Source organism: Rhodovulum tesquicola (genome assembly GCF_024128855.1).
Classification (GTDB): Bacteria; Pseudomonadota; Alphaproteobacteria; order Rhodobacterales; family Rhodobacteraceae; genus Rhodovulum; species Rhodovulum tesquicola.
On record NZ_JAMYDV010000028.1, the window covers coordinates 1 to 26,640 of the forward strand.

At 68.2% G+C, this 26,640-nt stretch carries 25 protein-coding genes, 1 tRNA gene, 2 pseudogenes and 2 riboswitches; of the genes and pseudogenes, 8 read left to right on the plus strand and 20 right to left on the minus strand.

The window, feature by feature from the left end; all coding sequences use genetic code 11:
* Nucleotides 1–363 precede the first annotated feature (363 nt).
* Complete coding sequence (locus NHN26_RS15730; RefSeq protein WP_253090301.1) at nucleotides 364–1,449, minus strand: IS481 family transposase; 1,086 nt, start codon at nucleotides 1,447–1,449, stop codon at nucleotides 364–366.
* A 106-nt stretch (nucleotides 1,450–1,555) separates the two neighbouring features.
* The gene (locus tag NHN26_RS15735) at nucleotides 1,556–2,287 is read right to left on the minus strand and encodes a hypothetical protein (RefSeq protein WP_253090302.1); all 732 of its coding nucleotides are present in this window, start codon (nucleotides 2,285–2,287) and stop codon (nucleotides 1,556–1,558) included.
* Between the two features lie 54 nt (nucleotides 2,288–2,341).
* Here NHN26_RS15735 and NHN26_RS15740 point away from each other — a divergent pair, with 54 nt between their 5' ends.
* The 4 genes from NHN26_RS15740 to NHN26_RS15755 all read left to right on the plus strand — a co-directional run bounded on the left by NHN26_RS15740 (nucleotide 2,342) and on the right by NHN26_RS15755 (nucleotide 3,812).
* Nucleotides 2,342–2,665 (plus strand): hypothetical protein, encoded by a 324-nt coding sequence (locus NHN26_RS15740; RefSeq protein ID WP_253090303.1) that lies wholly within the window; start codon nucleotides 2,342–2,344, stop codon nucleotides 2,663–2,665.
* Nucleotides 2,666–2,734: 69 nt separating this feature from the next.
* Nucleotides 2,735–2,974, plus strand: a complete 240-nt coding sequence (locus tag NHN26_RS15745; RefSeq protein ID WP_253090304.1) for a hypothetical protein — start codon at nucleotides 2,735–2,737, stop codon at nucleotides 2,972–2,974.
* Between the two features lie 102 nt (nucleotides 2,975–3,076).
* Nucleotides 3,077–3,490, plus strand: a complete 414-nt coding sequence (locus NHN26_RS15750; protein ID WP_253090305.1) for a hypothetical protein — start codon at nucleotides 3,077–3,079, stop codon at nucleotides 3,488–3,490.
* Between the two features lie 231 nt (nucleotides 3,491–3,721).
* A tRNA-Cys gene (locus tag NHN26_RS15755) sits at nucleotides 3,722–3,812 on the plus strand.
* 159 nt (nucleotides 3,813–3,971) lie between these two features.
* Here NHN26_RS15755 and NHN26_RS15760 read toward each other — a convergent pair.
* The 16 genes from NHN26_RS15760 to cobO all read right to left on the minus strand — a co-directional run bounded on the left by NHN26_RS15760 (nucleotide 3,972) and on the right by cobO (nucleotide 21,139).
* Nucleotides 3,972–4,625 (minus strand): 3-oxoacid CoA-transferase subunit B, encoded by a 654-nt coding sequence (locus NHN26_RS15760; protein ID WP_253090306.1) that lies wholly within the window; start codon nucleotides 4,623–4,625, stop codon nucleotides 3,972–3,974.
* Nucleotides 4,625–5,278, minus strand: a complete 654-nt coding sequence (locus NHN26_RS15765; RefSeq protein ID WP_253090307.1) for a 3-oxoacid CoA-transferase subunit A — start codon at nucleotides 5,276–5,278, stop codon at nucleotides 4,625–4,627. Before NHN26_RS15765 ends, NHN26_RS15760 begins: the two co-directional genes overlap by 1 nt.
* 100 nt (nucleotides 5,279–5,378) lie before the next feature.
* Nucleotides 5,379–7,850, minus strand: coding sequence for a DUF3141 domain-containing protein (locus NHN26_RS15770; protein WP_253090308.1), 2,472 nt, complete (start codon nucleotides 7,848–7,850; stop codon nucleotides 5,379–5,381).
* Nucleotides 7,851–7,861: 11 nt separating this feature from the next.
* The gene (fabI, locus tag NHN26_RS15775; RefSeq protein WP_253090309.1) at nucleotides 7,862–8,626 is read right to left on the minus strand and encodes an enoyl-ACP reductase FabI; all 765 of its coding nucleotides are present in this window, start codon (nucleotides 8,624–8,626) and stop codon (nucleotides 7,862–7,864) included.
* Between the two features lie 98 nt (nucleotides 8,627–8,724).
* On the minus strand, nucleotides 8,725–10,284 hold the full coding sequence (locus tag NHN26_RS15780; protein WP_253090310.1) for a pyruvate kinase: 1,560 nt from the start codon (nucleotides 10,282–10,284) through the stop codon (nucleotides 8,725–8,727).
* Nucleotides 10,285–10,455: 171 nt separating this feature from the next.
* On the minus strand, nucleotides 10,456–10,668 hold the full coding sequence (locus tag NHN26_RS15785; RefSeq protein WP_253090311.1) for a hypothetical protein: 213 nt from the start codon (nucleotides 10,666–10,668) through the stop codon (nucleotides 10,456–10,458).
* Nucleotides 10,669–10,868: 200 nt separating this feature from the next.
* Nucleotides 10,869–11,075 (minus strand): cold-shock protein, encoded by a 207-nt coding sequence (locus tag NHN26_RS15790; RefSeq protein WP_253090312.1) that lies wholly within the window; start codon nucleotides 11,073–11,075, stop codon nucleotides 10,869–10,871.
* 246 nt (nucleotides 11,076–11,321) lie between these two features.
* Complete coding sequence (dmeF, locus tag NHN26_RS15795) at nucleotides 11,322–12,257, minus strand: CDF family Co(II)/Ni(II) efflux transporter DmeF (RefSeq protein WP_253090313.1); 936 nt, start codon at nucleotides 12,255–12,257, stop codon at nucleotides 11,322–11,324.
* A gap of 8 nt (nucleotides 12,258–12,265) precedes the next feature.
* Nucleotides 12,266–12,538 (minus strand): metal/formaldehyde-sensitive transcriptional repressor, encoded by a 273-nt coding sequence (locus NHN26_RS15800; RefSeq protein ID WP_253090314.1) that lies wholly within the window; start codon nucleotides 12,536–12,538, stop codon nucleotides 12,266–12,268.
* 175 nt (nucleotides 12,539–12,713) lie between these two features.
* Complete coding sequence (locus NHN26_RS15805; RefSeq protein WP_290443000.1) at nucleotides 12,714–13,784, minus strand: 2,3-butanediol dehydrogenase; 1,071 nt, start codon at nucleotides 13,782–13,784, stop codon at nucleotides 12,714–12,716.
* Between the two features lie 57 nt (nucleotides 13,785–13,841).
* The gene (locus NHN26_RS15810; RefSeq protein ID WP_253090315.1) at nucleotides 13,842–15,641 is read right to left on the minus strand and encodes an NAD(P)/FAD-dependent oxidoreductase; all 1,800 of its coding nucleotides are present in this window, start codon (nucleotides 15,639–15,641) and stop codon (nucleotides 13,842–13,844) included.
* A gap of 149 nt (nucleotides 15,642–15,790) precedes the next feature.
* Nucleotides 15,791–17,554 (minus strand): sigma-54-dependent Fis family transcriptional regulator, encoded by a 1,764-nt coding sequence (locus tag NHN26_RS15815; RefSeq protein WP_253090316.1) that lies wholly within the window; start codon nucleotides 17,552–17,554, stop codon nucleotides 15,791–15,793.
* Nucleotides 17,555–17,649: 95 nt separating this feature from the next.
* Nucleotides 17,650–18,621: a threonine-phosphate decarboxylase CobD gene (gene cobD / locus NHN26_RS15820; RefSeq protein WP_253090317.1), complete on the minus strand. Its 972-nt coding sequence runs from the start codon at nucleotides 18,619–18,621 to the stop codon at nucleotides 17,650–17,652.
* Between the two features lie 13 nt (nucleotides 18,622–18,634).
* Entirely contained in the window at nucleotides 18,635–19,558 is a 924-nt protein-coding gene (gene cbiB, locus NHN26_RS15825; protein WP_435594216.1) for an adenosylcobinamide-phosphate synthase CbiB, read from the minus strand.
* An 11-nt stretch (nucleotides 19,559–19,569) separates the two neighbouring features.
* A complete protein-coding gene (locus NHN26_RS15830; protein WP_253090319.1) occupies nucleotides 19,570–20,388 on the minus strand; it encodes a propanediol utilization protein in 819 nt (272 codons plus the stop codon).
* 124 nt (nucleotides 20,389–20,512) lie between these two features.
* Complete coding sequence (cobO, locus tag NHN26_RS15835) at nucleotides 20,513–21,139, minus strand: cob(I)yrinic acid a,c-diamide adenosyltransferase (RefSeq protein WP_253090320.1); 627 nt, start codon at nucleotides 21,137–21,139, stop codon at nucleotides 20,513–20,515.
* A 108-nt stretch (nucleotides 21,140–21,247) separates the two neighbouring features.
* Nucleotides 21,248–21,456, plus strand: a riboswitch (cobalamin riboswitch).
* Between the two features lie 136 nt (nucleotides 21,457–21,592).
* On the opposite strand from cobO, the gene NHN26_RS15840 reads away from it, so the two are divergent.
* Nucleotides 21,593–22,429: a DUF4198 domain-containing protein gene (locus tag NHN26_RS15840; protein WP_253090321.1), complete on the plus strand. Its 837-nt coding sequence runs from the start codon at nucleotides 21,593–21,595 to the stop codon at nucleotides 22,427–22,429.
* Nucleotides 22,360–22,752 (plus strand): annotated as a pseudogene (locus NHN26_RS15845) (energy-coupling factor ABC transporter permease); the annotation flags it as partial. The gene NHN26_RS15840 and the pseudogene NHN26_RS15845, both read left to right, overlap by 70 nt.
* A gap of 154 nt (nucleotides 22,753–22,906) precedes the next feature.
* Here the strand turns inward: NHN26_RS15845 and NHN26_RS17755 are convergent.
* Together NHN26_RS17755 and thiC are read right to left on the minus strand one after the other, a co-directional pair.
* Nucleotides 22,907–23,203 (minus strand): annotated as a pseudogene (locus tag NHN26_RS17755) (hypothetical protein); the annotation flags it as partial.
* 271 nt (nucleotides 23,204–23,474) lie between these two features.
* Nucleotides 23,475–25,271 carry a phosphomethylpyrimidine synthase ThiC gene (gene thiC, locus NHN26_RS15855; protein ID WP_253090322.1) on the minus strand — a complete coding sequence of 599 codons (1,797 nt, stop codon included), beginning with the start codon at nucleotides 25,269–25,271 and terminating at the stop codon, nucleotides 23,475–23,477.
* A 79-nt stretch (nucleotides 25,272–25,350) separates the two neighbouring features.
* Nucleotides 25,351–25,473, minus strand: a riboswitch (TPP riboswitch).
* Nucleotides 25,474–25,699: 226 nt separating this feature from the next.
* Here thiC and NHN26_RS17545 point away from each other — a divergent pair.
* Nucleotides 25,700–26,521 carry a calcium-binding protein gene (locus tag NHN26_RS17545; protein WP_290443001.1) on the plus strand — a complete coding sequence of 274 codons (822 nt, stop codon included), beginning with the start codon at nucleotides 25,700–25,702 and terminating at the stop codon, nucleotides 26,519–26,521.
* A gap of 29 nt (nucleotides 26,522–26,550) precedes the next feature.
* A partial coding sequence (locus tag NHN26_RS15865) for a transposase (RefSeq protein WP_253088457.1) occupies nucleotides 26,551–26,640 on the plus strand: 90 nt, incomplete at its 3' end.

Here is a 26,640-nt window from a genome sequence, read left to right on the forward strand (position 1 = left end):
GCAGCAGCGTCTCCGCCACAACCCGCGCCTTCACCTCATCCGGCCAGCGCCGCCGCCCGTCCTCGTAGATCACCACGCCAAGTGAACTGAGAAACTCCGTCATAGTCTCCATGGAGAAACTCCACCCATGCCAAACAACAGGGACGGACTCGCAGAACGGAAAAATCACAGGAAGGTGGGGGCAAAACACCGTTTACACCTGATCGCTGCCTCGGCCTGCCATGGGCATGAGCATGCGCTCGACTGCCTCTACGAGAGGCTCGACCGGACGCCAGTGCCGCATCGCGCCGGTCCGGACGCAAAGCGGCTCGCGAAGGCGTTCCTGCGCGGCCTGAAGATGCGCAGCGAGCCATCTCCGTCGCCCTAGGTGTCCCATCCCGGATGATTGTACGGTCGCTTCTTGAAGAGCTCTGGCTTGTGTTGATGCCAGTCCTTGAGGGCGTCGATGGGCGTTCGTCCTTTCAGCACGGATTGCGGGAGCTGGCCGTTGTAGAGCCGGACGTAGCGCAGGATCGTCTGCTCCAGATCCTCGCCGGAGCGGAAGCGGTGGCTCTGCAAGACATCCTCGATTCGGCCGTTGAACCTCTCGACCATGCCGTTCGTCTGCGGCCGCATCGGCGGGGCCAGCCGATGCTCGATGCCGAGGTCGGCGCAAAGACGGTCGAAGTCGTGGGTTCCGGTCGCCGGGCGGCGGCGGAGACCGAACAGCCGGTCGGTGAACTCCTTGCCGTTGTCGGTGAGCACGCGTGTGATCTTCATCGGCGCGGCGCGCTCCAGGTCGCGCAGGAAGCGCCGCGCGTTGGCCGCCGTCTTGGCCGGGTAGATGCGGACGAAGACCCAGCGGGTGGCGCGGTCGATCGCCACGAACAGGTAGCGACGCCGCTCCTCGTCGGCCATCTGCGGCAGGTATTTCACGTCCACGTGCAGGTAACCGGGCTCGTATGCCTTGAAGGGCTTGTGCGCGGGTCTCGGCGCCTTCGGCTTCAGGTCCTGCAGCCGGGACACGCCATGCCGCCGAAGGCAACGGTCGAGCCCGGAGCGCGAGACGTTCGGGTTGAGGAACTCGCGAACCACCGAGAGCAGATCGTCGAGCGGCAACAGAAGCGTCGTCCGCAGCGCGACCGCCACGGCCTCCTGCGCCGGCGTCAGCGTCGTCTGCAGCCGCTGCGGCGTGTGGCTCCGGTCATGGACGTCGTCCCGCTTGCGCCACTTCCAGACCGTCTGCTCGGAGATTCCGCGCGCCTCGTAGAGCGCGATGTTCTCGTCCACCTTCTTCAGGGTGGACCTGATCTCGGCGCCGATCTCGGCCTCCGCGAGGTCCCGCGCCGGATTGAAGTTCCTGGCGCGGGTGTCGAGGTCTCCGAGAAGCGTGGTCAGCGTGGACGCCAGAGGAGATCTCTCCTTGCGAAGCGCGATCGCACGCGCGCGGATGTCATTCAGAGACGGCATGGTTCTGTCCCTTCCTAGATCATCGGTTTCGGGCATGAGCCTGCCTTGGCGGGCGAAATTCACGGCAGAAGGATCGGTGTCGGCCGGGCCCGGTCACCTGGCGCCTCTAGGTCGGCTGGAGCGAGCTGTAGATCTCTTCCCATAGACGCCGATCCGGATCTTCATCCAGGCCCGCGACCTTCTCGCGCCGACCGACTTCATCGGCACGCGGTTCACGAAGGACACGCCGCGCGGTGAGGCCGAGTTCGAGATCCTGTCCGTGAAGGAGAGCGACGATCCCGCCCTGATCTCGATGGCCCATGTGCGGAACCTCGCTACCGGCCGCGAGAGCGACACGCAATTTCCCGGCAATGGTGTCTTCAGCGGCATTTCTCTCTTGGACACGGCACTCGACGACCGCGTCCATCACGCCCTGGCGGAATGTGACCGCCGGGCCGCCCTGCTGGCCCAGCGGCCGGCGCAGCTGCGGGCCGCCCGGGAACGACAGGCGGCCATCGAAGCCCTCGAGGCCCGGGCCTTCGACGCGGAGCCCGACAATGCCGATACCCGCATCTGGTGCGACATCATCCTGGCGCTCGACGTGATCTTCGAGGATCTCGAGCGCCACGAGTCGAGATCCTGCGGCTTTGTTGCTCAGCAGATCGACAGGGCGCAGCTCTTCGGGGAGCGGATCATCCTGCGCGAGAAGCAAAGGAGCTGGCTCCGCGACCTCGGCATCCGCGCCGTGAAGCGTCACCGAGCCTTGGACGGCGGCTCCTGACACGATCCCCGGCAGCGGCCCGGGCGCGGCCGGCAGGTTTTCCGGACCCGGCCGAATTTTTTCCGGATTTCCTGTCATGCGCCTGGGCCGCCCGCGACTTCCCTCATATTCAACCGATCAAGAGGTCCTTCGATGTCCGATATCCACGACAAGCCCGAGGCCACCGAAACCGCGGTTTCCGCGCCGCCCGCCGCGCCCCAGTCGCCCATGACGATCAACGTTGTCGTGCCCGAGAAGCCCAAGAGCATCCTCGCCGCCTTCCTCCTCGCCTTCCTCTTCGGCCCGCTGGGGCTGCTCTACGCCACGGTCGGCGGCGGCATCGCGATGATCGTCCTCGCGCTGATCATCGGCCCGATCACCGCGGGCCTCGGCCTCCTGCTGATCTGGCCGATGAGCATGATCTGGGCCGTGCTCGCGGCTTGGTCGAGCAAGCCCGCGAAACAGAACGCGGCCTGAAGGCGCCGCTCCGGGGTTTTCCCGGGGCGCGCCTCGAAACTGCCCCATTCGACAGTAAAGGAGATGCCCATGTCCGATCGCCGTTCCCGTATTCTGGCCACCTTGGCCGATATCCGGTCCAAGCCCTCGACCCCCGGCGGCCAGGCCGCCATCGCCAGGATCGAGGCCGGCCTCGCGAAGATGGACGCCTATGCCGCCCGCGCCCCGCGGGGTGGCGAAGGCCCCCTGTTTCCACCGGGAGCAGGCCCGGGCCGCGCGACACACATCGAAACGCAACCCTACCCTGAACGAGAACCGGAAGAGGACTAACTGATGCAGAGGGCAGTACTGGGTTTCTTGCGCCTCATTGGTTTTTTCGTCCTCGCCGGGATAGCGTTTCTCTTGGTTCTTCTCTGCGGCTTCCTACTCTAAGTGGTGAATTGGTCATCAGTCGAGAACCGGGCCTTTGGCGAGGAGTATTTCAGGGACCGCATCGCCTATGCCGAGACGATTGAAAGCCGGAAGTACATCGACCTCGATCCGAGTGATTTGAGTGAAAACTGCGTATTTGCAATCGTTCGCCTTGCGGAGGATGCGGGCCCCATGCCCCCGGCCAGTTGGACCAATACGGGCAGCTGGACGGCAAGTCCGTTGCCCGATGGCGCTCGCAACGACTTGGGCCTTCCCGAGCTTTGCATGCCCTACTGGTCATCGGAGACCACACGGAGGGTGATGACGGCGGTCGGGTCGCCGGGCTCCTTCATCGCCCAACCCGATGAGAACACGGTCTTGATCTATTCTCCCGTCGAGCACCTCGCCGCCATGGTCGCACTCGCCTTCGATTGACAGATGGGCCGCGGTGGTTCTAGCGCCGCATGGCCGAGGGTCATTCGAGGACTGGTCACGCGGCTTGGAGCCATCGAACAGGTGCAACGTGAGCCAGAGAGGGGTCCCCGTCACAGATGCAAGAGATAGGATACTGGCGACTTATCTTTCGGCGGATCACGGCCACTCAGAAAGGTAGGGTCCAGTTTGCGCACCTCGCCGTAAGGTATTGATTTTTGGAAACGCGAGGACGGCGCGGTTTGCATTTAAGCCACTGAAATATAAAGACTATCGACGGATTGCAAATCCGTGTACGCCGGTTCGATTCCGGCACTCGCCTCCAGTCCCTTTCATTGGGTGACGCTCCTCGGTCCGCTGCGCGGGTCGATGGCGGCGTTCGGCCGATATGTCGGCCAGCGGACCATCGGCGTGCCGCGTTGACTCGTCCGCGCCCGATCATCGGCCGTCGGCGGGCGCGGCGGGTCGGGAACCTGTCTTCGCCTCAGTCGAAGCTCATCCGGCCCAGATCGTCGGGAACGATCAGGGTGGCCGTCGTGGCCGCGCGGATGTCCTCGACGCTGACACCCGGGCCGGTTTCGCGAAGCACCAGCCCGTCATCGGTGGGTTCGATCACCGCCATCTCGGTCACGATCAGGCTGACCCGGCGGGCGGCGGTCAGGGGCAGGGTGCATTCCGGCACGATCTTGGGCGCGCCTTTTGCCGAATGGACCATCGCCACCACCACGCGCTTCGCGCCCGTGACAAGGTCCATCGCGCCGCCCATGCCGGGCACCATCTTGCCGGGCACCATCCAGTTGGCAAGGTGCCCCTTTTCATCCACCTGCAACCCGCCCAACACGGTCATGTCCAGATGGCCGCCGCGGATCAGTCCGAAGCTCATCGCGCTGTCGATCGAGGCGGCGCCCGGAACGGCGGTCACGAAGCCGCCGCCCGCATCGGTCAGGTCGCGGTCCTCCATCCCCTCGGGCGGGCGGGAGCCGAGGCCGATCACGCCGTTTTCCGCCTGGAAGAAGACCTGCAGGCCATCGGGAACGAAGCTGGCCACCATCGAGGGCAGGCCGATGCCGAGATTGACCAGCATGCCTGCGCGAAGCTCCTGCGCGACGCGGCGGGCGATGATTTCCTTGGCGTCCATCAATGCGCCCTTTCCAGCAGGTAATCGACCAGCACCCCCGGCGTCTTGACCGCGTCGGGGGAGATCACGCCTACCGGCATGATGTGATGCGGCTCGGCGATCACCGTGTCGGCGGCCAGCGCCATGACCGGGTTGAAATTGTGCGCGGTCAGACTGTATTCGAGATTGCCGACGTAATCGGCATGTCGCGCGTCCAGCAGGGCGAAATCGCCGCGGATCGGCCGTTCCAGCAGGAACTTGCGCCCGTCGATCTCGATGACCCGCTTGCCCTCTTCGACCAGCGTGCCCACGCCCGTCGGGGTCAGCACGCCGCCCAGCCCGACGCCACCGGCGCGGATGCGCTCGACCAGCGTGCCCTGAGGGACCAGCTCGACTTCCATCTCGCCGGAGATCATCTTCTGCTGGGTGACGGGGTTCAGGCCGATATGGCTGACGATGGCCTTGTCGACCAGCCCGGCGTCGATCAGCTTGCCCACGCCCTCGCCCGGGCGGCAGGTGTCGTTGTTGACGAGGGTCAGCCCGCCCACGCCGCGCGCCACGATGGCGTCAATCAGCCGGTGGGGCGAGCCCACCCCCATGAACCCCCCGATCAGCAACACCGCGCCTTCGGGGATCATCTCGGCGGCCTCTTCGGGCTTCAGTGCTCGTTTCACGCGGGCCTCTCCTGGGCTGTGGGTCTGTCGGGTGCGGTTCAGGGCACTCGCCGGGCGTCCCGGCGCGCGATCCCGGCGCGGGACCGGGTGGCCTGATGCGTCATTCGGCCGCCGGGTTTTCTGCGGTCCTGCGGCGCGGCGGCGCGGGGCGCGGGGCCTGCTGTGCCGGGGCCAGCGGGTCGTCCGGCACGTCGCCCATCACCGGGGGCAGGTCCAGCACCGCGCGGAAACGGTTCAGCATCTCCAGCGTGTGGGGCGCCATCTCGTCGATCGGGCCGGGGACGTATTGCGCCACGCGGCAGGCCAGCTCGCGCTCTGCCGGGTCCTTCAGCAGATGGGGCAGCGTGGCGATCGCGCCCTCGGGGTCATAGGTCACGATCAGGGTCTGTTCGTGGATGATCCGGGCGCGCGAATCCATCGGCAGCGTGGCGAAGGGAGCATCCTTGTTCAGCACCCGCGCCGAGCGTTCCAGCCGGTCGCGGCGCACCGCGCCCCGGCTTTCGGCCAACAGCACCAGCATCCGGATCACCGCCTCGACGAAGCCGCCCTGGTCCATGTAGGACAGCACCGTCTGCACCATCGGCAGCGCGCGCAATTCCTCGACCGTCTTGCGGGTGCGCCGCACCGCCTCGGGGGCGCCGAAGGCCCGCGCCCAGGGGTTGTTCCACATCGCGAAGAAGGTCAGTTCATAGGCCGCATCGCGCATGTCCCGGGCCAGGTCGATCCATTGCTCGGTGATGTCGGCCGCGAATTTCTCCATGTGAAGAAAGGGGTTGTCGGGTGCGGCCCTGTTGCGGTCCTCACGCACCCTTTGCGCGGCGGCGGTGATCGGGGCCAGCGCGGGGTTCAGCGAGGACATCCCGGCGCGTTGCGTGCGCAGCGGGTGGAACTTGCGCGTGGCCTCGGCGATCTCGGGGCTGACCATGGTCCGCAGCACGGGCCGGACCAGAGTGTCATAGGCTTCGGACTGCATCCGGCTGGCGCGGCTGACGGCGGCGAAGGCGTCCTCTTCGGAGCGGTCGCCCGACAGCTTGCCGAGATCCTCGAAGCTGCGTTCGGCGAAGGAGACGAGGAATTTCTTGTCCTGTCCCTTTCCTTCGGTCGCGTCGATCTTCATCTCGTAGAGGCCCGGCGCCAGCGCCTCGATGGTCTTGAGCGTCGAGGACACCTCGGCATGTTCTTTCCTGGCGATCTTGGAGGAGACGAAGATGCCCAGATGCCCCACCTCTTCGTGGACCATGTAGACGATGCGCTGACCGCGGATGCGGATCTCGTCCACATTCGCATAGGCGTCGAGGATCCAGTTGAGCGCCTGTTGCGGCGGCGTGATGTTGTCGCCATGGCTGGCGAAGACGATGATGGGCGCCCGGATCGCCTTGATGTCGACAAGGCGGCCGGGTTCCAGCATCGCGGTGTTCTTGGTCAGCCGGTTGCCGATGAAGAGCTGTTCGACGATCCAGCGGATCTCGGGCTCGTTCAGCATGAAGAAGCCGCCCCACCAGCGTTCGAATTCGAGGAACCGCTGGATGGCGGTGTCGTCGTCGACGCTGGCGAACATGTCGTAATACTTGCGGAACCAGGTGCGTCCCGGGTTCAGCATCTCGAAATTCATCACCAGGTTCGCGCCGTCGAACTTGCCCCCGCCGAGATCAGACCACAGCATCGGCTGCCAGGTGCCGCCGAGCAGGCCGCCATTGTAGCGCATCGGGTGACGGCCCACCTCGCCCGACCAGGTCGCGGCCGGGGCGCCGTTCAGCACGATGGGTCCCGTCAGGTCGGGATTCGTGGCCGCCAGCAGCAGCGTGGCCCAACCGCCCTGGCAGTTGCCGGTGATCACGGGCTTGGACGCGTTCGGGTGGCGGCGGGTCACCTCGCGGACGAATTCGGCCTCGGCGCGGGTGACATCGGCCAGCGTCTGGCCGGGCTCGGGGTCGCGCTTGAAGGCGACGAAATAGACCGGGTGGCCGTTCTTGAGCGCTACGCCGACCTGGCTGTCGGGCTTGAACCCGCCGATGCCGCCGCCATGGCCCGCGCGCGGGTCGATGATGATATAGGGGCGCTTGTCCTCGCGCACCTCGACGCCCTCGGGCGGAACGATCCGCAGCAGCTGGTAATTGCAGGGATGGTCGAGCGTGGCGCCATCGACGATCACCTCGTAGTCGTAGATCAGAACGGGCGGACAGCCCGCCTCCTCATGCGCGCGGAAGATGTCGCCGCGCTGGCGCAGCACGTCCATCATCAGCACCCAGCGTTCGGCCGCGTCGCGCAGGTAGTCGCGATAATGGGTGGCGATCCGGGCGGGCGTCAGCTCGGAACCGGGTTCGCGCGCCCTGGACACGAGGCCGCCGACATCTTCGGCAAGCTTGCGGGCGCGCCTGGAATGGTCGTGGAAGATCGTATCGCCGTGGCGCGCGGCCACCCGGCGCAGCAGGTCGGCGTTTTCAAAGGCCGCGTCGGCCTGCGCCCCCGCCTGGCCAAGCCGGTCCCAGGTCAGTTCGCCGGTGCCGCTTACGAGGGTGCCCAGCATGTCCGACGGGTCATACTCTGACTTGCGGTGGGTTTTTCGGGTCATTGCGCGCTCCTTCAGGCGACGATGGAATAGCCGCCGTCGATGGGATGAACCCCGCCGGTGACGTTCGATGCCTCCCGGCTGGCAAGAAAGGCGCAATAGGCGCCGACATCGTCGATCGTGGCCAGATGATGGGTGGGCGCGCGCCGCGCCGCCGAATCCAGCAATTCGTCGAACTCGGCGATGCCCGAGGCCGCCCGCGTGGCCAGCGGTCCGGGGCTGAGTGCGTGGACCGAGATCCGCTTGGGCCCCAGCTCGGCGGCGGCATAGCGCACCGCCGATTCCAGCGCGGCCTTGACCGGACCCATGATGTTGTAATGCTCGACCACGCGGGACGCCCCCTGGAAGGACACCGTGATGCAGGTGCCGCCCTCGGGCATCAGCGGTTCGGCGCGGCGGATCATCCGCAGGAAGGAATGCACCGAGATGTCCATGGCCAGGCCGAACCCCTCGGCCGAGCAATCGACGACCCGTCCATGCAGGTCGTCGCGCGGGCAGAAGGCGATGGAATGCAACAGCGTGTCCAGGTGGCCCCATTTCTGCGCGATCTGGGCGAAGAGCGCGTCCATCTGGTCCGCGTCGCGCACGTCCAGCGGGGCGACGATCTCTGCGCCCAGATCCTCGGCCAGCGGCCGGACATGGGGTTCGGCCTTGTCGTTCAGCCAGGTAACGGCCAGTTTCGCGCCCTGCGCCTTCAACGCCCTGGCGCAGCCCCAGGCGATGGACTGGTCATTCGCAATCCCGACCACCAGCGCGGTCTGACCTTCGAGAGAAAACATGACGCCCCCAAGTTTCTGAACCCGCAGCCTAGCGGCGCGTTGTGTCGCGCATATTACAGAAGCCCCTTGTGCGTGGCCTTGCCGCGGCCCCGCCTGCCTCAGGGCCGGTCCGCCGGTTCGCGTTCGGGATCGGGGGTGGCGGGATCGTGCCGGGTCCAGGCGTTCAGGCGGCCCATGCGAGGGGTCTTCTTGTGCTGGTGGCGGTCCATCCGGCGCAGCACATCGCGCAGGAAATGCACGCCCTCGATCACATGCGGCCCCTTGTTCAGCATCACGCAATCGGCGCGCTGCGCCATCGCCGCGTCGGTCGCCTCGGCGCGGCTGGCCACGCCCTCCTTCAGCAGCCCTTCCAGCACCTGGGTGGCCCAGACCACGGGCACGCGCGCGGCCTCGCAGAGCCACAGGATTTCCTCCTGGATCTCGGACAGCCGGTCCAGCCCGATCTCGACGGCCAGATCGCCGCGCGCGATCATCACCGCGACCGGCAGCCGGGCGCCCGCGGCGACGATCAGCCAGGGCAGGTTCGCGACCGCAAGCGGCGTCTCGATCTTGAGCACCACCGCGGGAAGCGGTCGGTCCCCGGCGGCCTCGGTCAGCGCGGCGATCAGGTCGCGCACATCCCCGACCGTCTGCACGAAGGAGAAGCCGACGATATCGGCCAGATCCAGCACCGTGCCCAGATGGTCGCGATCCGCAGCGGTCAGGGCGGGCAGATCGAGGCTGCGGCCGGGCAGGTTGACGCCCTTGTCGGGCTTGAGCCGCCCGCCCTTGGCCCGGGCCTGGGTGACCTCAAGCTCGACCCGGGTGCCGTGGCGGGCCAGCACGCGCGCGCGCAGGACGCCATCGTCGATCCAGACCGTGTCGCCGGGGGCGAGGCGGTCAAGGATTTGCGGATGGGACAGGGTCGCGGTCAGGGGCTGGGTGCGGCCCTGGACCCCGACGGGCAGGTCGGCGGCAAGCGCAAAGCGGTCGCCGGGATGCAGGCGAATCTTCTCGCGGCTGCTGACGGCGAGGATGCGCAGCTTGGGCCCGGCGAGGTCCATCATCAGCGGCACCCGCCGCCCGGTCGCGGTTGCTGCGGCCCGGATATTCGCCGCCATGCGCGCCCAGGCCTCGGGGCTGTCATGGGCGGTATTGATCCGCAGGCAATCGGCCCCGGCGGCCACGATTTCCTCGACCAGGAACGGCTCGTCCGCGGCCTCGGACGGCAGGGTGACCATCACCCGGGTCGAGGGGCTGTCCAGCCGGGCCGCGCCGAACAGCGCGTCGCGCCGCTCGGCCAGCAGGGTCTCGGCCGCGGCCAGCGTCCGGGCGGGGGGATGGCGGTGCCCCGGGACGTCGGCAAGGATCGCCAGCGTCGCCAGAACCGCGTCGATAGAGGCCAGCACATGCGCTTCGCAGCGCCCGAGCGAGGACAGACCCAGCGCGGCGAGCGGCGCCTGCAGCGGGCCCAGATCGGTCTGGCGCAGCGCCAGCCAGGCCGCCAGATTGCCCATGCAGTCGCAGAAAACCCCATCACCGGGCGGCAGGGACCACTCGGTCAGCAGGCGGGCGGCGCGGTTCTCGACATCGGCGCGCAGCGCCGAGACGGCAGCATGCAAGCGCCGCGCCTCGTCCCGCCCGGCCGTCGCCTGCGTGTCGCTCTCGATCCTGGACATGGCCGGACTCCGGAATCTTCTCCGAGAGAAACCGGACTACGCGCGCGATGTGACGGAACGGTGACGGCCGCATGACAGCGTCCGTCGCGACCAGCCAGGGCGCAAGGTCGAACCTGTCGGGTGGGGGGCGATGCCAAGGTGCGAACCGGGGGCGCAAGCCCGCGTCGCGCATCACGAACCGGGCAAGGTGGCCTTGCGGGATTTGGGGGCAACGGGCGCGGCGTCTTCCGCGGCTTGCCGTGCAAGGCGGGCCGCTTTCAGGGCGGCCGTCTTGTTCTGGCGTTCCTCGGCCTCGGAGCGAAGGATCTCGCGCGCGATGCGCGTCGTGGCTTCGGCCTTGGTCTCCTGTGAGGTCAGCCGAAACTGGGGCTCTTTCGTGCGCATGCGTTTCCCCTTCCTGTTACAAACGGGGGTCAACGAAGCTCCGCGTCTGATCCGACCAATGGTTCATCGGCAATGCGGGGGGCCGTTGTCCGGCCCACCCTTTGCCGAGGATCGAGGCCCTTCCGCCGCGGCGGGAGGGAGCGAAATCCTGGATCGAGGAAAGCGCAGGGCCGCGCATGCGACGCCCTACGCTTCGGTCTTCAGGCGAGAACGAGATTGCTCGCGCTTTCGCGGCCATCGCGGCCATGTTCGACGTCGTAGGTCACCTTCTGGTCATCGGCCAGACCGGTCAGACCGGCGCGCTCGACCGCGGAGATGTGGACGAACACGTCCTTGCCACCCGTCGAGGGAGCGATGAAGCCGAAGCCTTTGGTTGAGTTGAACCATTTCACGGTGCCATTGGCCATAACCGTGGTCTCCTGTTTCTGTGCTGCCCGCTGGATGCGGCAGCCCGGCAAAGTCAGTCCTGATCGATCAACTGAGAGCCGGGTGAACGGAGGCAGAGGTTCGAAAGAGAATAACGTCAGCCAGATACACTTGGTGGAGCTGTCAGCAGATTGCAAGGGCCGGATCGAAAAGAATACCGATCACCGGCAGTTTGGTCGGCCTGACTGCTCGGCCTGTCCGCGCCCCGCCTTGTCCGAACGGAGGGTCTATCTGGCCTGCTCGACCTCTATCGAGACATGCGAGAGATCGCGGAGATGGCCAAGCCGGGCGCGGTAGGCCGAGGGGGCGAGCGGGTCGCTTGCGCGGATCGCCACGATGGCGCCGTGGTGGCCGGGGCCCAGTTGCCAGACATGCAGGTCGGTGATGCGGGTATCCTCGCCTTCCAGCGCGGCGCGGATCTCGGCAGGCAGGTCCTCGTCCTCGGGCAGGTAGTCGACCAGGACGCGGCCCGCCTGTTTCATCAGCCCCCAGGACCAGCGCGCGATCACCAGCGCGCCGACGACGCCGATCAGCGGATCGAGCCAGACCCAGCCATAGGCCCGCCCCGCCAGCAGCGCGCCGATGGCCAGCACCGAGGTCAGCGCATCGGCCAGAACGTGCAGGTAGGCCGCGCGCAGGTTGTTGTCGGGGGCGGCAGGGTGTGCGTGGCCATGGTGGTGGTCATGTCCCTCGCGCAGCAGGAGCGCGCAGCCGAGATTCACCGCCAGCCCGATCACCGCCACGATGGTCGCCTGGGTGAAGTCGATCTGGACCGGTTCGATCAGCCGCACCAGGCTTTCCCAGCCGATCAGCAGCGCGACGATCAACAGCACCACCGCCGAGCCGAACCCCGCCAGATCGCCGATCTTGCCGGTGCCGAAGCTGAAGCGCGGGTTGCGGGCGTGGCGGCGGGCATAGCCATAGGCCAGCGCGGTGATCGACAGCGCGGCGGCATGGGTGGACATGTGCCAGCCATCCGCCACAAGCGCCATCGAGCCATAGATCGTGCCCGCCGCGATCTCGACCACCATCATCGTGGCCGTGATGGCGATCACGATCCAGGTGCGGCGCGCGTTCCGGTCGTGGTTCGGCCCGAGGAAGACGTGATCATGCCCGTCCTCCGGGGCGGGGCCGGGGGGCTGTGGATGGGCATGGTCGTGCATCGGCGATCCTATTTCAGATAGCTGCGCAGGACGGCGACCAGATCCTCGGACCCTTGCCGACGCGCCTCGGCATCCTCGACATCGCGGACATGGTGGGCGAGATGCGCCTCGATCAGGTCGGTCGTGAGCCCGCTCATCGCGCCCCGGACCGAAGCGACCAGATGCAGGATCGCGCCGCAGTCCTTCTCTTCCTCGACCGCGCGCTCGATCGCCTCGACCTGGCCCTTGAGGCGGCGGATGCGGGCCAGCGTGCGGGCCTTGTCATGGATGAGATGGGACATGGCGGGTCGGGTGGGCTGTGATACCTATAGGGGGTATGGGTATCATGGGTTGCCCGCGGCTTCAACCCGGCCGGGCATGGCCTGCCGCCTCTGGCAAGGCGGGAAGGGAAGCGCCCCGCGCCGGAACCGGTGCCCGGCGCGGGGGGGGGGGCGCGAAGGACCGGGCATGCGCCCGTCAGCCCGGCGGAGTGACCATGATCTTGATCTGGGACTTGTCGTTCAGCAATTGCTCGAACCCCTTCCCGACCACGTCATCCAGCGCGATCCGGTCGGTCACCAGATCCTCGGCCCGGAAATAACCCCGCTGCATCAGGGCCATGACCGCCGGGTAGACATGGCGATAGGCGATGATCCCGCGCATCGTGCGTTCCTTGATGACCAGCGCGTTGGGCTGGAAGGACGCGTTGCTTTCCCAGATGCTGACGATCACGACCTCGCCGCCGGGATGGGTCGCGTCGATGCATTGCGACAGCACCGAGGGCACGCCCGTGACCTCGAAGGCGAAATCGACCCCGCCCGACGAGGCCGCGTGGATCGCCTCGACCACGTCGCCATCGGCCGGGTTGTGCACCGTCGCGCCCAGATCCTGCGCCTTGGCCCGCCGCACGTCCGAGGTTTCGACGGCATGGATGCTGGCCGCCCCGGCAGCCTTGAGCGCCTCGATCACCATCAGCCCGATCGGCCCCGTGCCGAAGACCGCGGCGCTGTCGCCTGCCTTCAGCCCGCTCTGGCGCACCGCATGCAGCGCGACGGCGGCCGGTTCCACCAGCGCGCCCTGTTCCCAGGACAGATCGTCCGGCATCCGGTGCAGCATGTGCTCGCCGACCACGGTGAATTGCGAAAACCCGCCGCCGCCGCCCGACAGCCCGTGAAAGCCCAGAAGCGGGCTCAGGTTGTAGCGCTCCATCAGATAGGCGCCGTCGCGGTTGGGCGACAGGATCGGCTCGATCGCCACCCGGTCGCCAGGCTTTACCCTGGTCACCTTGGCGCCCACCTCGACCACCTCTCCGGCGAATTCGTGGCCCATGACGATGGGTGCCTGCTGGCCGCTGATCGGGTGCGGGGCATCGACGGGGATGAAGATGGGCCCGGCGGCATATTCGTGCAGGTCGCTGCCGCAGATGCCGCAGGCCGCCACCTTGACACGCACCGCATGCGGATCGGTGAGTTCGGGGAAGGGTACGTCCTCGACGCGCAGATCGCGGGCCTTGTACCAGACGGCGGCGCGCATGGTCTTGTCGGTCATCTCTGTCTCCTTTCCGTTGGGTCGGCCCGGGTCGCAGGGACCCGGGCGCGCCTCGTGTCAGCCGAGGTGATGCACCGTCTGAAGCCCGTAGACCGCGACCGGCAGCCCCTCCATCCGGGCCTTGAGTTGCAGCGCAAGGAACTGGGAGTAATGGCGCGACTGGTGCAGGTTGCCGCCATGGAACCACAGCCCTTCCTGTTGGGTCGGCTTCCACATGTTGCGCTGCTCGCCTTCCCACGGGCCGGGATCCTTGGGCGTGTCGGACCCAAGACCCCAGCACTTGCCCACCTTGTCGGCCACGTCCTGCCCGATCAGGTCCGCCGCCCAGCCGTTCATCGAGCCGTAGCCGGTGGCATAGACGATCAGATCGGCCTCAATCTTCGTGCCGTCCTCAAGGATCAGCCCGTCCTCGACCACCTCGCGCACCTGGCCATGGGCCAGCTTGATCTGCCCGTCGATGATAAGCTGGCTCGCCCCGATGTCGATGTAATAGCCCGACCCGCGGCGCAGGTATTTCATGAACAGCCCCGAGCCATCGGTGCCCCAGTCCAACTGGAACCCGGCCTTTTCCAGCCCGTCGTAGAACTCCTTGTCGCGTTCCTTCATCTGTTCGTAGAGCGGGATCTGGAACTCGTGCAGGATCGCATAGGGGATCGAGGCAAAGATCAGGTCGGCCTTTTCCGTGGTCATGCCGTTCTGCACGGCTTCCTCGGAATAAAGCCCGCCCAGCCCGATCTCCATCAGCGTGTCCGATCGCACGATATGGGTCGAGGACCGCTGCACCATGGTCACGTCGGCATCATGCTCCCACAGCGCCGCGGCGATGTCATGGGCCGAGTTGTTCGAGCCGACGATCACGCATTTCTTGCCGCGATAGGCGTCGGGGCCGGGATGCTTGCTGGAATGGTGCTGGTCGCCGCGGAATTTCTCCATCCCCGGAAAGCCGGGCATGTTCGGCTTGCCCGACATGCCGGTGGCCAGCACCAGTTGCTTCGGCTTCAGCGTGACTTCCTCGCCGTCGCGGTCCACCACGACGGTCCATTCCTTCGCGGCCTCGTCATAACCGGCGGATTTGCAGGTGGTGCGCGTCCAGTAGTTCAGCTCCATCACCTTGGTATACATTTCCAGCCAGTCGCCGATCTTGTCCTTGGGGCTGAAGACGGGCCAGTTCTCGGGGAACTTGATATAGGGCAGGTGGTCGTACCAGACCGGGTCATGCAGGCAGAGCGACTTGTAGCGGTTGCGCCAGCTGTCGCCGGGGCGGTCGTTCTTCTCGACGATGATGGTGGGCACGCCCAACTGGCGCAGCCGCGCGCCAAGCGCGATGCCGCCCTGCCCGCCGCCCACGATCAGCACATAGGGCTGTTTCGTATAGCCCAGGTCGCGTTCCTCGGCCTCGCGTTCCTCCTTCCAGGTGGTGCGGTGCTTGCCCGCGCCATGCTTGGCGCCCAGCGGCCGGGCAAAGCCCCTGGGTTCCTCATGGCCCTTGAGTTCGACCATCGTGGTCAGCAGTGTCCAGATCCGGCCGTCCCTCAGCCGCATCAGGCCATAGCCGCGCGCAAGATCGGTCTCGAAGGTGATCCATGCGGTGGTGATGCCGTCCGCTTCGGTCGGGATCTCGTGCTCGGCCAGGTCCCAGCCGCGCGGCCTGGTCGTCGCAAGCTGGTGGCGCAGCATGTCGGCAACCTGTTGCTTGCCCTCTACGGTCTTGATGTTCCATGTGAATGTCACAAGGTCGCGCCAGTAGCATTCATCGGCGAACATCCCCACCGCGCGGTCGATATCGCCCTGTTCCAGCGCCTCGCCAAAGGCCGACAGGACAGCGCGCGCGGAATCGGTCGTGGTTGAATCGAGCATGTGTTTCCTCCCGTTTCGTCGTTCTCCCGCCCGGAAGGCTGCCGCAGGACGGGGCGCGCTGACCAGAGAAATCGCGACAGTCTGACGCAGTTGTGCGCCAAGGGCGGCACGGCCGTTGCGCATGCAACAGGACGCAACAGGCGCAACGCTCAGCCCGGCGCCGCCAGCCCCAGCTTGCGGACCCGACGCATCACGGTCGAGCGGTTCACGCCCAGCCGCCGCGCCGCGCGCGCCATGTTCCAGCCGCTGGCGGCAAGGACCGCGTGCAGATCGTCCTCCGGATCGGGCGGGACGGGCGCGGCAAGCGCGGGCGGCGGCAGATCGCACAGGTCGATCACCCGGCCCTCGACCAGCGCGATCGCGACATCCAGCGCGTTTTCCAGCTCGCGGATATTGCCCGGCCAGGGCCGCGCCTTGAGTTCCGCGCGCGCCGCGGGCGAAAGCTGCCGCTCGCCCGCATTGCGCTGGCTCAGCAGCCGCTCCAGCAGCCAGTCGAAATCCTGCCGGTGGCGCAGGGGCGGCAGGCGCAGGGTCATGCCCGCCAGCCGAAAGAACAGGTCGCGGCGAAACCGGCCCTGCTCGCAGGCGCCTGCAAGATCGGCGCGGCTGGCCGAGATGGCGCGCAGGTTCGTCCGTTTCGTCAGGACCGACACCAGCATGGCCTGCGCGTCGGGGGCCAGATCCTCGGGGCCGTCAAGAAAAAGCGTGGCCGGATCGCCCCCGATACCCGCCAGCGCCGCGTCAAGCTCGGCCGGCCCGGACCCGGCGCAGACGACATGGCGGAACGGCCGTTCCCCCGGCCCGCAGACATGCAGCGCGCGGGCAAGCCGTTCCTTGCCCGTCCCGGTCTCGCCGCAGATCAGAAGCGGGATCCGCGTGTGCGCCAGCCGCGCGGCCTCGGCCAGCAGGCGCTGCAAGGCCGGGTCGGGACCGGCGAAACTCGACAGCGCGCCGGGCAGGTCGCCGGTGCGCCGACGGGCCTGGCCGATTGCGCCATGCGGGGCGATGGCATGACCGAACAAGCCCCGCCCGTCCTTCAGCCGCAAGACTCGTTCCTCGGTCGGGCGGCCGCGCATCAGTTCGGGCAGGTCGTCCACCGCCAGATCCATCAGCGCGTCGATCCGCTGGCCGATCAGCGGCGTTTCGGAGCCGTTCGGCGCAAGGAAGCTGCGCGCCGCCCCCGTCAGCCCGATGATCCGCCCCGATCCGTCCAGCGCCACCGCCGCCTCGGGATCGACCTCCAGGAATTCGGGGCTTGCGGAAAACCGCAACACCCAGTCGCGCCGGGTCATCGCCATCAGGTTGGCCATCTCCACCCGCCGGGCCGAGGCCCGCACAAGGTTCATCGCAAGGTTCTGGCTGGCCTTGGGCGTGGGCGAGCGCAGAAGCGAGATGTCAAGCACCGCCGCCAGCGCACCGCTTGTGTCACGGATCGGCGCGGCGGTGCAGGACAGCGGCGTATGCGCCAGCCCGAAATGGTCGCATTGGTGGATCGTGACCGCCGCGCCCGTCACGATGCAGGAGCCCACGCCGCAGGTTCCCGCCAGATCCTCGGACCAGTCCGCACCCAGATAAAGCCCGGCGCCGCGCAGCTCGTCCTCGAACCGGGGATCGCCGAAGAAATCGACCGTCACGCCCTTGGCATCGGCCAGCAGCAGAACGTAGTTCTGCCCCGCCACCTGCCGGAACAGCGCCTGCAAGCCCGAGCGCGCGATGGAAATCAGCCGCTCGGCCTGTTCGCGATGCTCGCGCAGTTCGGCCTCGGTCACGATATGGGCCGGCTCCGCGCGCGTCGGGTCCATGCCATAGGATTCGACGCAGCGCCGCCACGACTCGGCCACCAGGCCGTCCCGGCCTGTCGCGATGCCCTTCAGCACGCGGTCGATTTCCGTCACATGGTCGATGTCGCGCATCACGACCTCCCTCATCGACCTTGTGCAAGCCTAAGGGCATGATCCCACCCCGATCAAGGCCGAGCTTGGTGTCCGCCTTGCGGCGGCGGACCGCGTCAGGCCAGGCCGTCGCCCAGCCGCGCCCATTCCGCCGGGGTTCCGGGCAGGCCGAGGCGCAGCCAGCGGGCCGACCATGGGAAGATGCGCGACCAGATGCGCGCACGGGCCAGGCGGGCCTGTGCGGCGGTGGCGTCGGGCGTGTCGTAAAGCCGGAAAAGCGCGCTGCCGCCGATGCAGGTCCAGCCCGCGGCCCGGGCCAGCGCGTCGGCCCGGGCGGCGTCCTCGCTCAGCCGGGCGATGCTGGCCCTGCGCCAGTCGGCATCGCCAAGCGCGTGCGCCCCGATCTCCAGCGCGGGGCCCGACACCGCCCAGGGCCCGGCCGTTGTCGCCATGCGGTCCAGATGCGCCCGCGCCCCCAGGGCGAAGCCCAGCCGCAGCCCGGCCAGCCCGTAGAACTTGCCGAAGGAGCGCAGCACGATCACGTTGTCCGTGCAGGGTCCGGGCAGCAGCGACAGGTCCGGATGCGGGTCGGCAAAGCTTTCGTCCACCACCAGCAGCCCGACCCGGCCTGCGATCGCGAGCAGCGCCTCGGGCGCAAGGCGGCGGCCGTCGGGATTGTTGGGATTGACCAGAACCGCCAGCCCGGCACCGATCAGCGCCTCGGGCCGGTCCACCGGCGCGACGGGATGGCCCGACAGGGACAGGACGGCGGCATATTCGTTATAGGTCGGCGTCAAGATCCGCACCGGCCCATCGGGGGCAAGCGGCGGCAGTAGCTGGATCGCCGCCTGCGCGCCCGCCAGCGGCAGGATCGGCCAGTCGCTGCGGTAGGCGCCCCGCGCCGCCGCGATCAGGCGGTCCTGTGCGGCGCGGCCGGGCAGGGACCGCCACGCCTCGGCAGAGATGGCCGGAACGGGGTAGGGGACCCGGTTGATGCCGGTGGACAGGTCGATCCACTCCTCGGGCCGTCCCCCGAACCGCGCGACCGCCGCCGCCAGATCTCCGCCATGATCGCGTTCGCCTGTCATCCGCGGCCCCGTCTCAGAACGCAGCGAGCGCGGCAAGCGCCAGCGCCAGCCCCGCCATCGCCCGCAGGTAAAGCCTCAGCCCCCGCCGCAGATCGCGCGGCGCCGGATCTGGGGCGGCCTCGTTCAGCCAGGGCTCGTCGCTGATGCGGTCGCCATAGACCCGCGGCCCCGACAGCCGCACCCCCAGCGCGCCCGCCATCGCCGCCTCGGGCCAGCCCGCATTGGGCGAGCGGTGGGCGCGGGCGTCTTGCAGCATCACGCGCAGCGCGGTCCGGGGACGGCCCGCAACCGCGCAGAAGGCCAGCCCGGTCAGCCGCGCCGGGATCAGGTTCGCCAGATCGTCCAGCCGGGCGGCGATGCGGCCGAAATGCAGATGGCGGTCGCTGCGGTGCCCGATCATGCTGTCCAGCGTGTTGATCGCCTTGTAGCCCGCGATCCCGGGCAGCCCGAAGATCACCCCCCAGAAGACTGGCGCCACCACCCCGTCCGAGGCATTCTCGGCCAGGCTTTCCAGTGCCGCGCGCGCCACGCCCGGCTCGCCCAGCCGCGTGGGATCGCGCCCCACGATCATCGTCACCGCGCCGCGTGCACCCGCCAGATCGCTCGCGAGCAGCGGACGGGCCACCCGCGCGACATGGACATGAAGGCTGCGCCCCGCCACCAGCGGCGCGGCCACAAGGCCGGTCAGCAGCGCGCCCACCCAGCCGCCGGGGATCAGGGCCGCCAGCGCCAGTGCGGGCAGAACCGCCGCCGCCAAGGTGATCGCCACCACGACGCCCCCCAGCACAAGCCGCCGCCCGTCGCTGTCGCCGGGCCGGTTCCATCGACGTTCCAGCCTGTCGATCAGGGCGCCGAGCCAGGCGACCGGATGACCGATGCGGGCATGCAGCCGGTCGGGCCATCCGAAGGCGCCCTCCAGCACAAGCGCGATCAGCATCGCCGCCGCGTTCATGCCCGCCCCCCGGTGCGAAAGCGGACCAGCCGGGACAGTCCCAGGGCGCGCAGGGCCGGGCCTGCTGCCTGCGGCACCGTGCCGGGCGCGAAGATCAGCCCCAGCGCCGCGCCGGTATGGGCCGCGGCCACGCCAAGTGCGCCCAGTTGCCGTCCGGCGGCCAGCACGGGTGCCGGGTCGGGTCCGCCGCGCAGCGCATGGTTGCGCCGCGCGCTTTCGCTGGCCAGCGCCCCGAGGCGGGCGCGCCCGGGGCCTTGCCGCATCTCGGCGGCCAGATCGGCGATATCGGCAAAGCGGGTATCGCCCGGATCGGTCCGCCGCCCCGGCCCGGAAAAACCGCCCAGAACCTCGAGTGCGGGCAGCGGCGGCAGGTCTGCCAGCACCCGGCCCGCGCGCGGCGCCCAGATCAGCCGTCCGGGTGCGGGATGCATCAGGGGATCGCTGGCCCCTTCCAGCGCGAGGCAAAGCGCGGCCTCGTCCTCGGGCGGCAGCGGGCCGCCACCGAGGCAGCGCAGCGCGGCCAGCAGCGCGGCGGTCGAGGCCCCGGCGCCGCCGCCGGGCGGCATCCCCGCGCGCAGGTGAAGGCGCCCGCGCGGGCTGTCCATGCGCAGCGTCCGCCAGAGCCGCGCGAGCTGGCCGCGCGTCAGCACATCCCGCCCGCCCTGCCACAGCCCGAAATCCGGCCCGGGCCGCCATTCGGCCGTCACCGTCAGCACGGGGCAGGGCAGGGTGACAAGGGCCACCGGCCCGTCCGGGCCGAGCCGTCCCTGAAGCAGCTCGCCGAAATGCCCGGCCACGCATGCGCGTCGCGGCATCGTGCGGGGGCGGGGACGGGCAGGGGGCATCGGCGATCCGGAGGCGGCGGGACGGCGCCCTGAATGGCACTCCGGGCGGGGCGATGCAACGGGCCTGTCGTCATCGCGCGACCGCCCTGGCCGATCAGAACTCCACGCCCGGCTGGCCCTTGATCCCGGCGCGGAACGGATGCTTGACCAGCGTCATCTCGGTCACCAGGTCGGCCGCCTCGATCAGCGCCTCGGGGGCGTTGCGGCCCGTCAGGACAACATGGGTCAGCGGTGGCTTGGCGTCGCGCAGGAAGGCGATCACCTCGCCCGGATCCAGATAGCCGTAGCGCAGCGCGATGTTGATCTCGTCCAGCAGGACCATCCGGATTGCGGGGTCGCGGATCAGGGCCTGCGCCTTCTGCCAGCCGCGTTCGGCCGCGGCGATGTCGCGGGCGCGGTCCTGGGTTTCCCAGGTGAAGCCTTCGCCCATGGCGTGGAACTGGCACAGATCGCCGAAACACTCGGTCAGCAGGCGCCGCTCGCCGGTGTCCCGGGCGCCCTTGACGAACTGGACCACGGCGCAGGGCATCCCGTGGGCGATGCAGCGAAGGATCATGCCGAACCCGGCCGAGGACTTGCCCTTGCCCGCGCCGGTATGGACGATGAGCAGCCCCTTGTCGGCGGTCTTTCCATCCAGCGCCCGGTCTTTCGCTTCCTTGCGCCTGGCCATCTTGGCGGCGTGGCGGGCATTGTCGTCGGTAGGTGTCGCGGCCCCGGTCATCGGCATCCCCCTGTCCGTTGTCCGGCGCAGGATGGGCCGCAATGGCGCCCGCGTCAAACCGCCTGGCGGGGACTGTCCGGAGAGATTGACAACCCCGTGTCGCGCTGACATGACGAGGGTGTGATCGGTTGTTCCGTCCGCGCAAGCGGCCGGAACTGAAAAGGGAACGCGGTGCGCCCGGCAACGGGCAATTCCGCGGCTGCCCCCGCAACTGTAAGCGGCGAGCGCGGCTGAGAATGCCACTGGGGCGACCCCCGGGAAGGCCAGCCAAGCGATGACCCGCAAGCCAGGAGACCTGCCGATCCCCCGTGCCGCTTGTCCGGCACGGCTTCAACCGGACGCCGGGGTGTGCGTCTGGCCCGGATCGGCCGTGTCCCGGCCCGTTCGAGCCGTTTATCCCCGTTCGTCCTTTCCGATCGCGGCCCTGCCGCAACCGATGAAAGGAGACGACCCTTGTTCTTCCACGGCAACCTTGTGACGGCGGCGCTTGCGCTGACCCTCGTGCCCGGCCTCGCGTCGGCGCATTTCCAGCTGTCCCATACCGGCGACGCGCTGATCGACCGGCCGGGCGATGTCCCGGTAAAGCTGATCTTCTGGCATCCGTTCGAGAATGGCCATGTCATGGACATGGCCGAACCGCTGGAATTCTACGCCATCCATCGCGGCGAGAGGATCGACCTGAAGGGCAGCCTGATCCGGACCACCTTGGCCGGCGCGGGCAATGCGGCAATGGCCTGGGACGGGATCCTGCCGGTCAGACGCGCGGGCGATTACGTCCTGGTGACGGTTCCGGCCCCCTATTACGAGGGGCCCGAGGGCGTCTATATCCAGCAGATCACCAAGACCTATCTGAACCGCGGCCAGATGCCCACCGACTGGACCGAGCCGCAGGGGCTGAAGACCGAGATCGTGCCGATGGTGAAGCCCTACAACGTGATCGCGGGCTCGACCTTCACCGGGCGGGTGATGTCGGACGGCACTCCCGTCGCGGGGGCCGAGATCGAGATCGAGTTCATGGCGGCCGAACCCGACATGGCGACGGGCCGCGCGGGACAGCCCAATGCCCGCCCGATGCCGGGCGGCACGGTGGTCGCGATCTCGGACGGGAACGGCTGTTTCACCTTCGGCATTCCGCGCGCGGGCTGGTGGGGCTTTGCCGCGCTCGGCGTCGGGCCGGACGCCGAACATGCGGGCAAGGAGCTCAGCCAGGACGCGGTGATCTGGATCCGCGCCCACGACCTCGACTGGGGGGCGCGGTCCTTGCGGCGGGCGCTATCGCGCTGGGGCTGAGATACCTGCCGCCGGGACGATCCCGGCCGCCGGGGTTCTTTCGGCCGCCTTTTTCGTGGCCTCGCTGATCCATGTGCCGATCGGGCCGTCCGCGGTGCATCTGATCCTGAACGGTCTGGCCGGGCTCGGGCCCGGCCGCCTTCCCGGCACTGTTCGTCGGGTTGGCGTTGCAGGCGGTGTTCCTCGGCTTGGGCGGGCTGAAGGTGCTGGGCGCGAACACGCTCGCCATCGCGCTGCCCGCGGTGATCGTGCATTACCTTTGCCGCAGCGGCGCGCGTGCGGGAAACCAGCTCATCGCGGCGCTTTGGGGCGGTATCGGCGGGAAGCACGGCCAGCGCGATGCCCCGCGCCTGCACCCGTTGCAAGCCATACGCCCAATAGGCCCGCCCGCCGATCAGCCGGATCAGGATGCCCAGCCACATGCCCAGCCGCCCCGAAGGCCAGCCCGGCCCCGGCCGCAATCACCTGATGCGGTATCACCGCGTAGAAACTGCCCGGCCCGGCCTGCGCCCCGATCAGCGCCACACCCGGCACAATCGGCAGCGCCGCAAGCGGAAGGCCGAACAGGCAGAGCGCGTAGACCCCCGCAAGCCATCGGGTTGACGTGCCGCGCGGCAGCAGCCCGCCGCGATACCCCTCGGCACGCATCTCGGCCAGGGCGGCGGCCCGACCGGCAAGCGCGGCCACCTGTTGCCCGTCAATCCGGCCGAAGACGCCGTCAATGGCCAGTGCGCAGCCCGACAGATTGCCCTGCCCCAGAACGGCGCCGCACATCGCCGCCCCCGAAGATGGATCGGTGCGGCGTCGATCAGGGTGACCGGAGCCCCGGCCAGCCACGCCGCGGGAACCATCGCCGCCTCGTTAGCGGATGCGCCGGGCTTGCGTCAACGCGTCTGCTCGCGTCCTCGACCGGATCCGCCAGTGGGATCGGCCAGGAAGATCCGGGACATCCTCAGCCTGTCCCCCGAACGCCAGTTCGGATAAGCAAGATTATGTGCAATAAATCCTCAGCCGCGACGACGGGACCGGCATTCCGCGAACGGGTCTAGTCCTTCCCGTCGCTGTCGACCGGGACGTAGAGCGCGCCGGTTTGCCGGAACCGGTCTGCCATCTCGGCCATGCCCTGCGCCCGCGCGGCGTCGCGGATGTCCTGGCTGATCTTCATCGAGCAGAATTTCGGCCCGCACATGGAACAGAAATGCGCCAGCTTGTGCGCCTGTTTCGGCAGCGTTTCATCGTGGAAGGCGCGCGCCGTGTCCGGGTCGAGCGAAAGGTTGAACTGGTCCTCCCAGCGAAAGGCGAAGCGGGCGCGGCTGAGCGCGTCGTCGCGGGCCCGCGCGGCGGGATGGCCCTTGGCCAGATCGGCGGCATGGGCGGCGATCCGGTAGGCGATGACGCCGGTCTTGACATCGTCGCGGTCGGGCAGGCCCAGGTGCTCCTTGGGCGTGACATAGCACAGCATCGCGGTGCCGAACCATCCGATCATCGCCGCCCCGATGGCCGAGGTGATGTGGTCGTAGCCCGGCGCGATGTCGGTGGTCAGCGGGCCGAGCGTGTAGAACGGCGCCCCGCCGCACAGGGCCAGCTGCCTGTCCATGTTCTCCTTGATCTTGTGCATGGGAACATGGCCCGGCCCCTCGATCATCACCTGAACGTCATGGTCCCAGGCGATCCGCGTCAGTTCCCCCAGCGTTTCCAGTTCCGCGAATTGCGCGGCATCATTGGCATCGGCGATCGAGCCGGGCCGCAGCCCGTCGCCCAGCGACAGGCTGATGTCATGGGCGGCGCAGATCGCGCAGATCTCGGCGAAATGCGTGTAAAGAAAGCTTTCGCGGTGATGGGCGAGGCACCATCTGGCCATGATCGAGCCGCCCCGGCTGACGATGCCGGTCACGCGATCCACGGTCAGCGGGATGTGGTGCAGCCGGAGCCCGGCATGGATGGTGAAATAATCCACCCCCTGTTCGGCCTGCTCGATCAGCGTGTCGCGGAACAGGTCCCATGTCAGATCCTCGGGGACACCGCCGACCTTTTCCAGCGCCTGGTAGATCGGCACCGTGCCGATCGGGACGGGCGCGTTGCGCAGGATCCATTCGCGGGTGTTGTGGATGTTGCGCCCGGTGGACAGGTCCATCACCGTGTCCGCGCCCCAGCGGATCGCCCAGACCAGTTTCTCGACTTCCTGCTGCATCGACGAGGTGACGGCAGAGGTGCCCATGTTGGCGTTGATCTTGGTCAGGAAGTTGCGGCCGATGACCATCGGCTCAAGCTCTGGGTGGTTGATGTTGGCGGGCAGGATCGCGCGGCCGGCGGCGATCTCGGCGCGGACGAAGTCGGGGGTCACCTCGTCGGGAATGGCCGCGCCCCAGTCCCGGCCGTCGCGGAGGCCCGCCGCCGCGCGCCCCTGGTTTTCGCGGATCGCGGCGAACTCCATCTCGGCGGTGATGATGCCGCGGCGGGCATAGGCCATCTGGGTGACCGCGCCCGAGCGGGCACGCCTTGGCCGCGGGCGAAGGGGAAATTCGGGGGCAAGCGCCGCGCCTTCGGCAAAACCGTTATCGGCGGGCGCGATGGGGCGGGGGTCCTGCGCCTGGGTATCGCCGCGCGCCTCGATCCAGGGCAGGCGGATCGGGGGCAGGCCCCGGGCGGGGTCGATGGCCGCATCGGGATCGGTATAGGGGCCCGAGGCATCGTAGACGATCAGCGGCGGCTCGCCCGAGGACGGGTCGAGGTCGATCCGCCGCATCGGCACGCGCAGGTCGGGGTAAAGCGTTCCGGCAACGTGGATCTTCGACGAGGCGGGCAGCGCGCCGCAGGTCAGGGTCTTGGGGTGGTCGGTCATTGGGCTCTCCTCAAGCAAATGCTCAGAAAGACCCGTTGCGACATGAGGCAGGAAAGGCCGGCGATTTCCCCCGATCGGGGTTCATGCGCCCTCGTCTTCCTACGCCAGTATCAACTGGGTCAGGTTCGAAGGGTCGCGTCGCCGCATGTCGCCATGCCGTCAGCCTCTCAGTCCCCTTGGCGGGACTCCCCTGACATGTTCGATAAGACCAGTCCGGCCCGGCCCCGTCAACCGGGCAACATCGCCCCGGCGACGCGCCGGGCATCTGCCGAACCGCAAGCGCACCCGGCACGGGCCGGGCTGCGATCCGGCAGCAGGTCCGGTCCCCGTGACGGGCCGACGAGATTAGGACATCCGAAACTTCTCTCCACCATGGTCGGACCCCGAACGCCCCCCTGCCGTGCCTAAAAGGACTCCGGCCAAGGATCATGCCGACCACCAGCTTCGACGTCATCTATCTCGGGCTGCTGCCCGGGATCGACCCGATCCAGGGCAACGAGACCGCCGAGAACGCGGCCGACCTGCTGGGCAGCTATGGCAGCACGACGGATCCGCTGTTCAGCCAGGTCAAGTCCCTGGTCGCCACCCGGCTGTCCGAAGACGATGACAACACCTACGACATCGACAACGGGGGCGGCTACGACACGTTCCGCATCGACGGGGGCCCCGACCAGCAGTTCGACGCCGTCGCGGTCTATGACGCGACGCTGACCTATGCCGACGGCACCACCGCGACGATTTCCGCGGTCGTCTTTCAGGACACGTCCGGGCGCACCTATCTGGCCCCTGAAACGACGCTGAATGCCGATCAGTCCGCGCTGACGGCCAAGCCGATCGTCTCGATGACGCTTCATTCGGTCATCGCCAACACCGGCGACATGGACGGCTATCGCGAGTTCGCCGATTTCATCCAGCCGGTGGACGGCACGTCCGGCGCCGACAGCATGGCCACCGGCTATATCGACGCGGATGGCGACAAGATCACGTCGGGCGACGACCTGATCTACGGGCACGAGGGCGACGACACGATATCGGGTGGCGCGGGCGTCGACACGGTGTTCGGCGGTGCGGGCAATGACGTGCTCTACGGCTCGGGCGGATCGGGCAACATCCTCTACGGAGGGACCGGCGACGATGTGAGGTGGTCCCCAGAAACTGGACAGTTTGCTAAGCTTGCCGCCGAGGAAGACGAGGACGAACAGCGTGGCTGGTGGCCTGCTGCCGGTTTCGTGGACACGAAGAGAAGATAAGATCGTGACCAAGGACCTGGAGATCGGACATGGTAAGACGGAAGTTCACGAAGGAGTTCAAGTTTGAGGCTGTGAAGCTGGTGACAGATCGGGGCGTTGCGGTGGCGCAGGCGGCCCGA

Excerpts from the sequence above, each read along its gene's own strand:
- NHN26_RS15740 (WP_253090303.1), top strand. The coding sequence starts at position 2,342 with ATGTCCGATATCCACGACAAGCCCGAGGCCACCGAAACCGCGGTTTCC.
- thiC (WP_253090322.1), bottom strand. The coding sequence starts at position 25,271 with ATGACCGACCACCCCAAGACCCTGACCTGCGGCGCGCTGCCCGCCTCG.
- NHN26_RS15760 (WP_253090306.1), bottom strand. The coding sequence starts at position 4,625 with ATGGACGCCAAGGAAATCATCGCCCGCCGCGTCGCGCAGGAGCTTCGC.
- NHN26_RS15810 (WP_253090315.1), bottom strand. The coding sequence starts at position 15,641 with ATGCTCGATTCAACCACGACCGATTCCGCGCGCGCTGTCCTGTCGGCC.
- cobO (WP_253090320.1), bottom strand. The coding sequence starts at position 21,139 with ATGACCGGGGCCGCGACACCTACCGACGACAATGCCCGCCACGCCGCC.
- NHN26_RS15815 (WP_253090316.1), bottom strand. The coding sequence starts at position 17,554 with ATGCGCGACATCGACCATGTGACGGAAATCGACCGCGTGCTGAAGGGC.
- NHN26_RS15830 (WP_253090319.1), bottom strand. The coding sequence starts at position 20,388 with ATGCCGCGACGCGCATGCGTGGCCGGGCATTTCGGCGAGCTGCTTCAG.
- NHN26_RS15730 (WP_253090301.1), bottom strand. The coding sequence starts at position 1,449 with ATGCCGTCTCTGAATGACATCCGCGCGCGTGCGATCGCGCTTCGCAAG.
- cbiB (WP_435594216.1), bottom strand. The coding sequence starts at position 19,558 with ATGCTGATCGCGCTTGTGCTGGAGGGCGCCTTCGGATGGCCCGACCGG.
- NHN26_RS15805 (WP_290443000.1), bottom strand. The coding sequence starts at position 13,784 with ATGACCGACAAGACCATGCGCGCCGCCGTCTGGTACAAGGCCCGCGAT.
- NHN26_RS15780 (WP_253090310.1), bottom strand. The coding sequence starts at position 10,284 with ATGTCCAGGATCGAGAGCGACACGCAGGCGACGGCCGGGCGGGACGAG.
- cobD (WP_253090317.1), bottom strand. The coding sequence starts at position 18,621 with ATGACAGGCGAACGCGATCATGGCGGAGATCTGGCGGCGGCGGTCGCG.
- NHN26_RS15785 (WP_253090311.1), bottom strand. The coding sequence starts at position 10,668 with ATGCGCACGAAAGAGCCCCAGTTTCGGCTGACCTCACAGGAGACCAAG.
- fabI (WP_253090309.1), bottom strand. The coding sequence starts at position 8,626 with ATGTTTTCTCTCGAAGGTCAGACCGCGCTGGTGGTCGGGATTGCGAAT.
- NHN26_RS17545 (WP_290443001.1), top strand. The coding sequence starts at position 25,700 with ATGCCGACCACCAGCTTCGACGTCATCTATCTCGGGCTGCTGCCCGGG.
- NHN26_RS15800 (WP_253090314.1), bottom strand. The coding sequence starts at position 12,538 with ATGTCCCATCTCATCCATGACAAGGCCCGCACGCTGGCCCGCATCCGC.
- dmeF (WP_253090313.1), bottom strand. The coding sequence starts at position 12,257 with ATGCACGACCATGCCCATCCACAGCCCCCCGGCCCCGCCCCGGAGGAC.
- NHN26_RS15790 (WP_253090312.1), bottom strand. The coding sequence starts at position 11,075 with ATGGCCAATGGCACCGTGAAATGGTTCAACTCAACCAAAGGCTTCGGC.
- NHN26_RS15735 (WP_253090302.1), bottom strand. The coding sequence starts at position 2,287 with ATGACAGGAAATCCGGAAAAAATTCGGCCGGGTCCGGAAAACCTGCCG.
- NHN26_RS15745 (WP_253090304.1), top strand. The coding sequence starts at position 2,735 with ATGTCCGATCGCCGTTCCCGTATTCTGGCCACCTTGGCCGATATCCGG.
- NHN26_RS15770 (WP_253090308.1), bottom strand. The coding sequence starts at position 7,850 with ATGACCCGAAAAACCCACCGCAAGTCAGAGTATGACCCGTCGGACATG.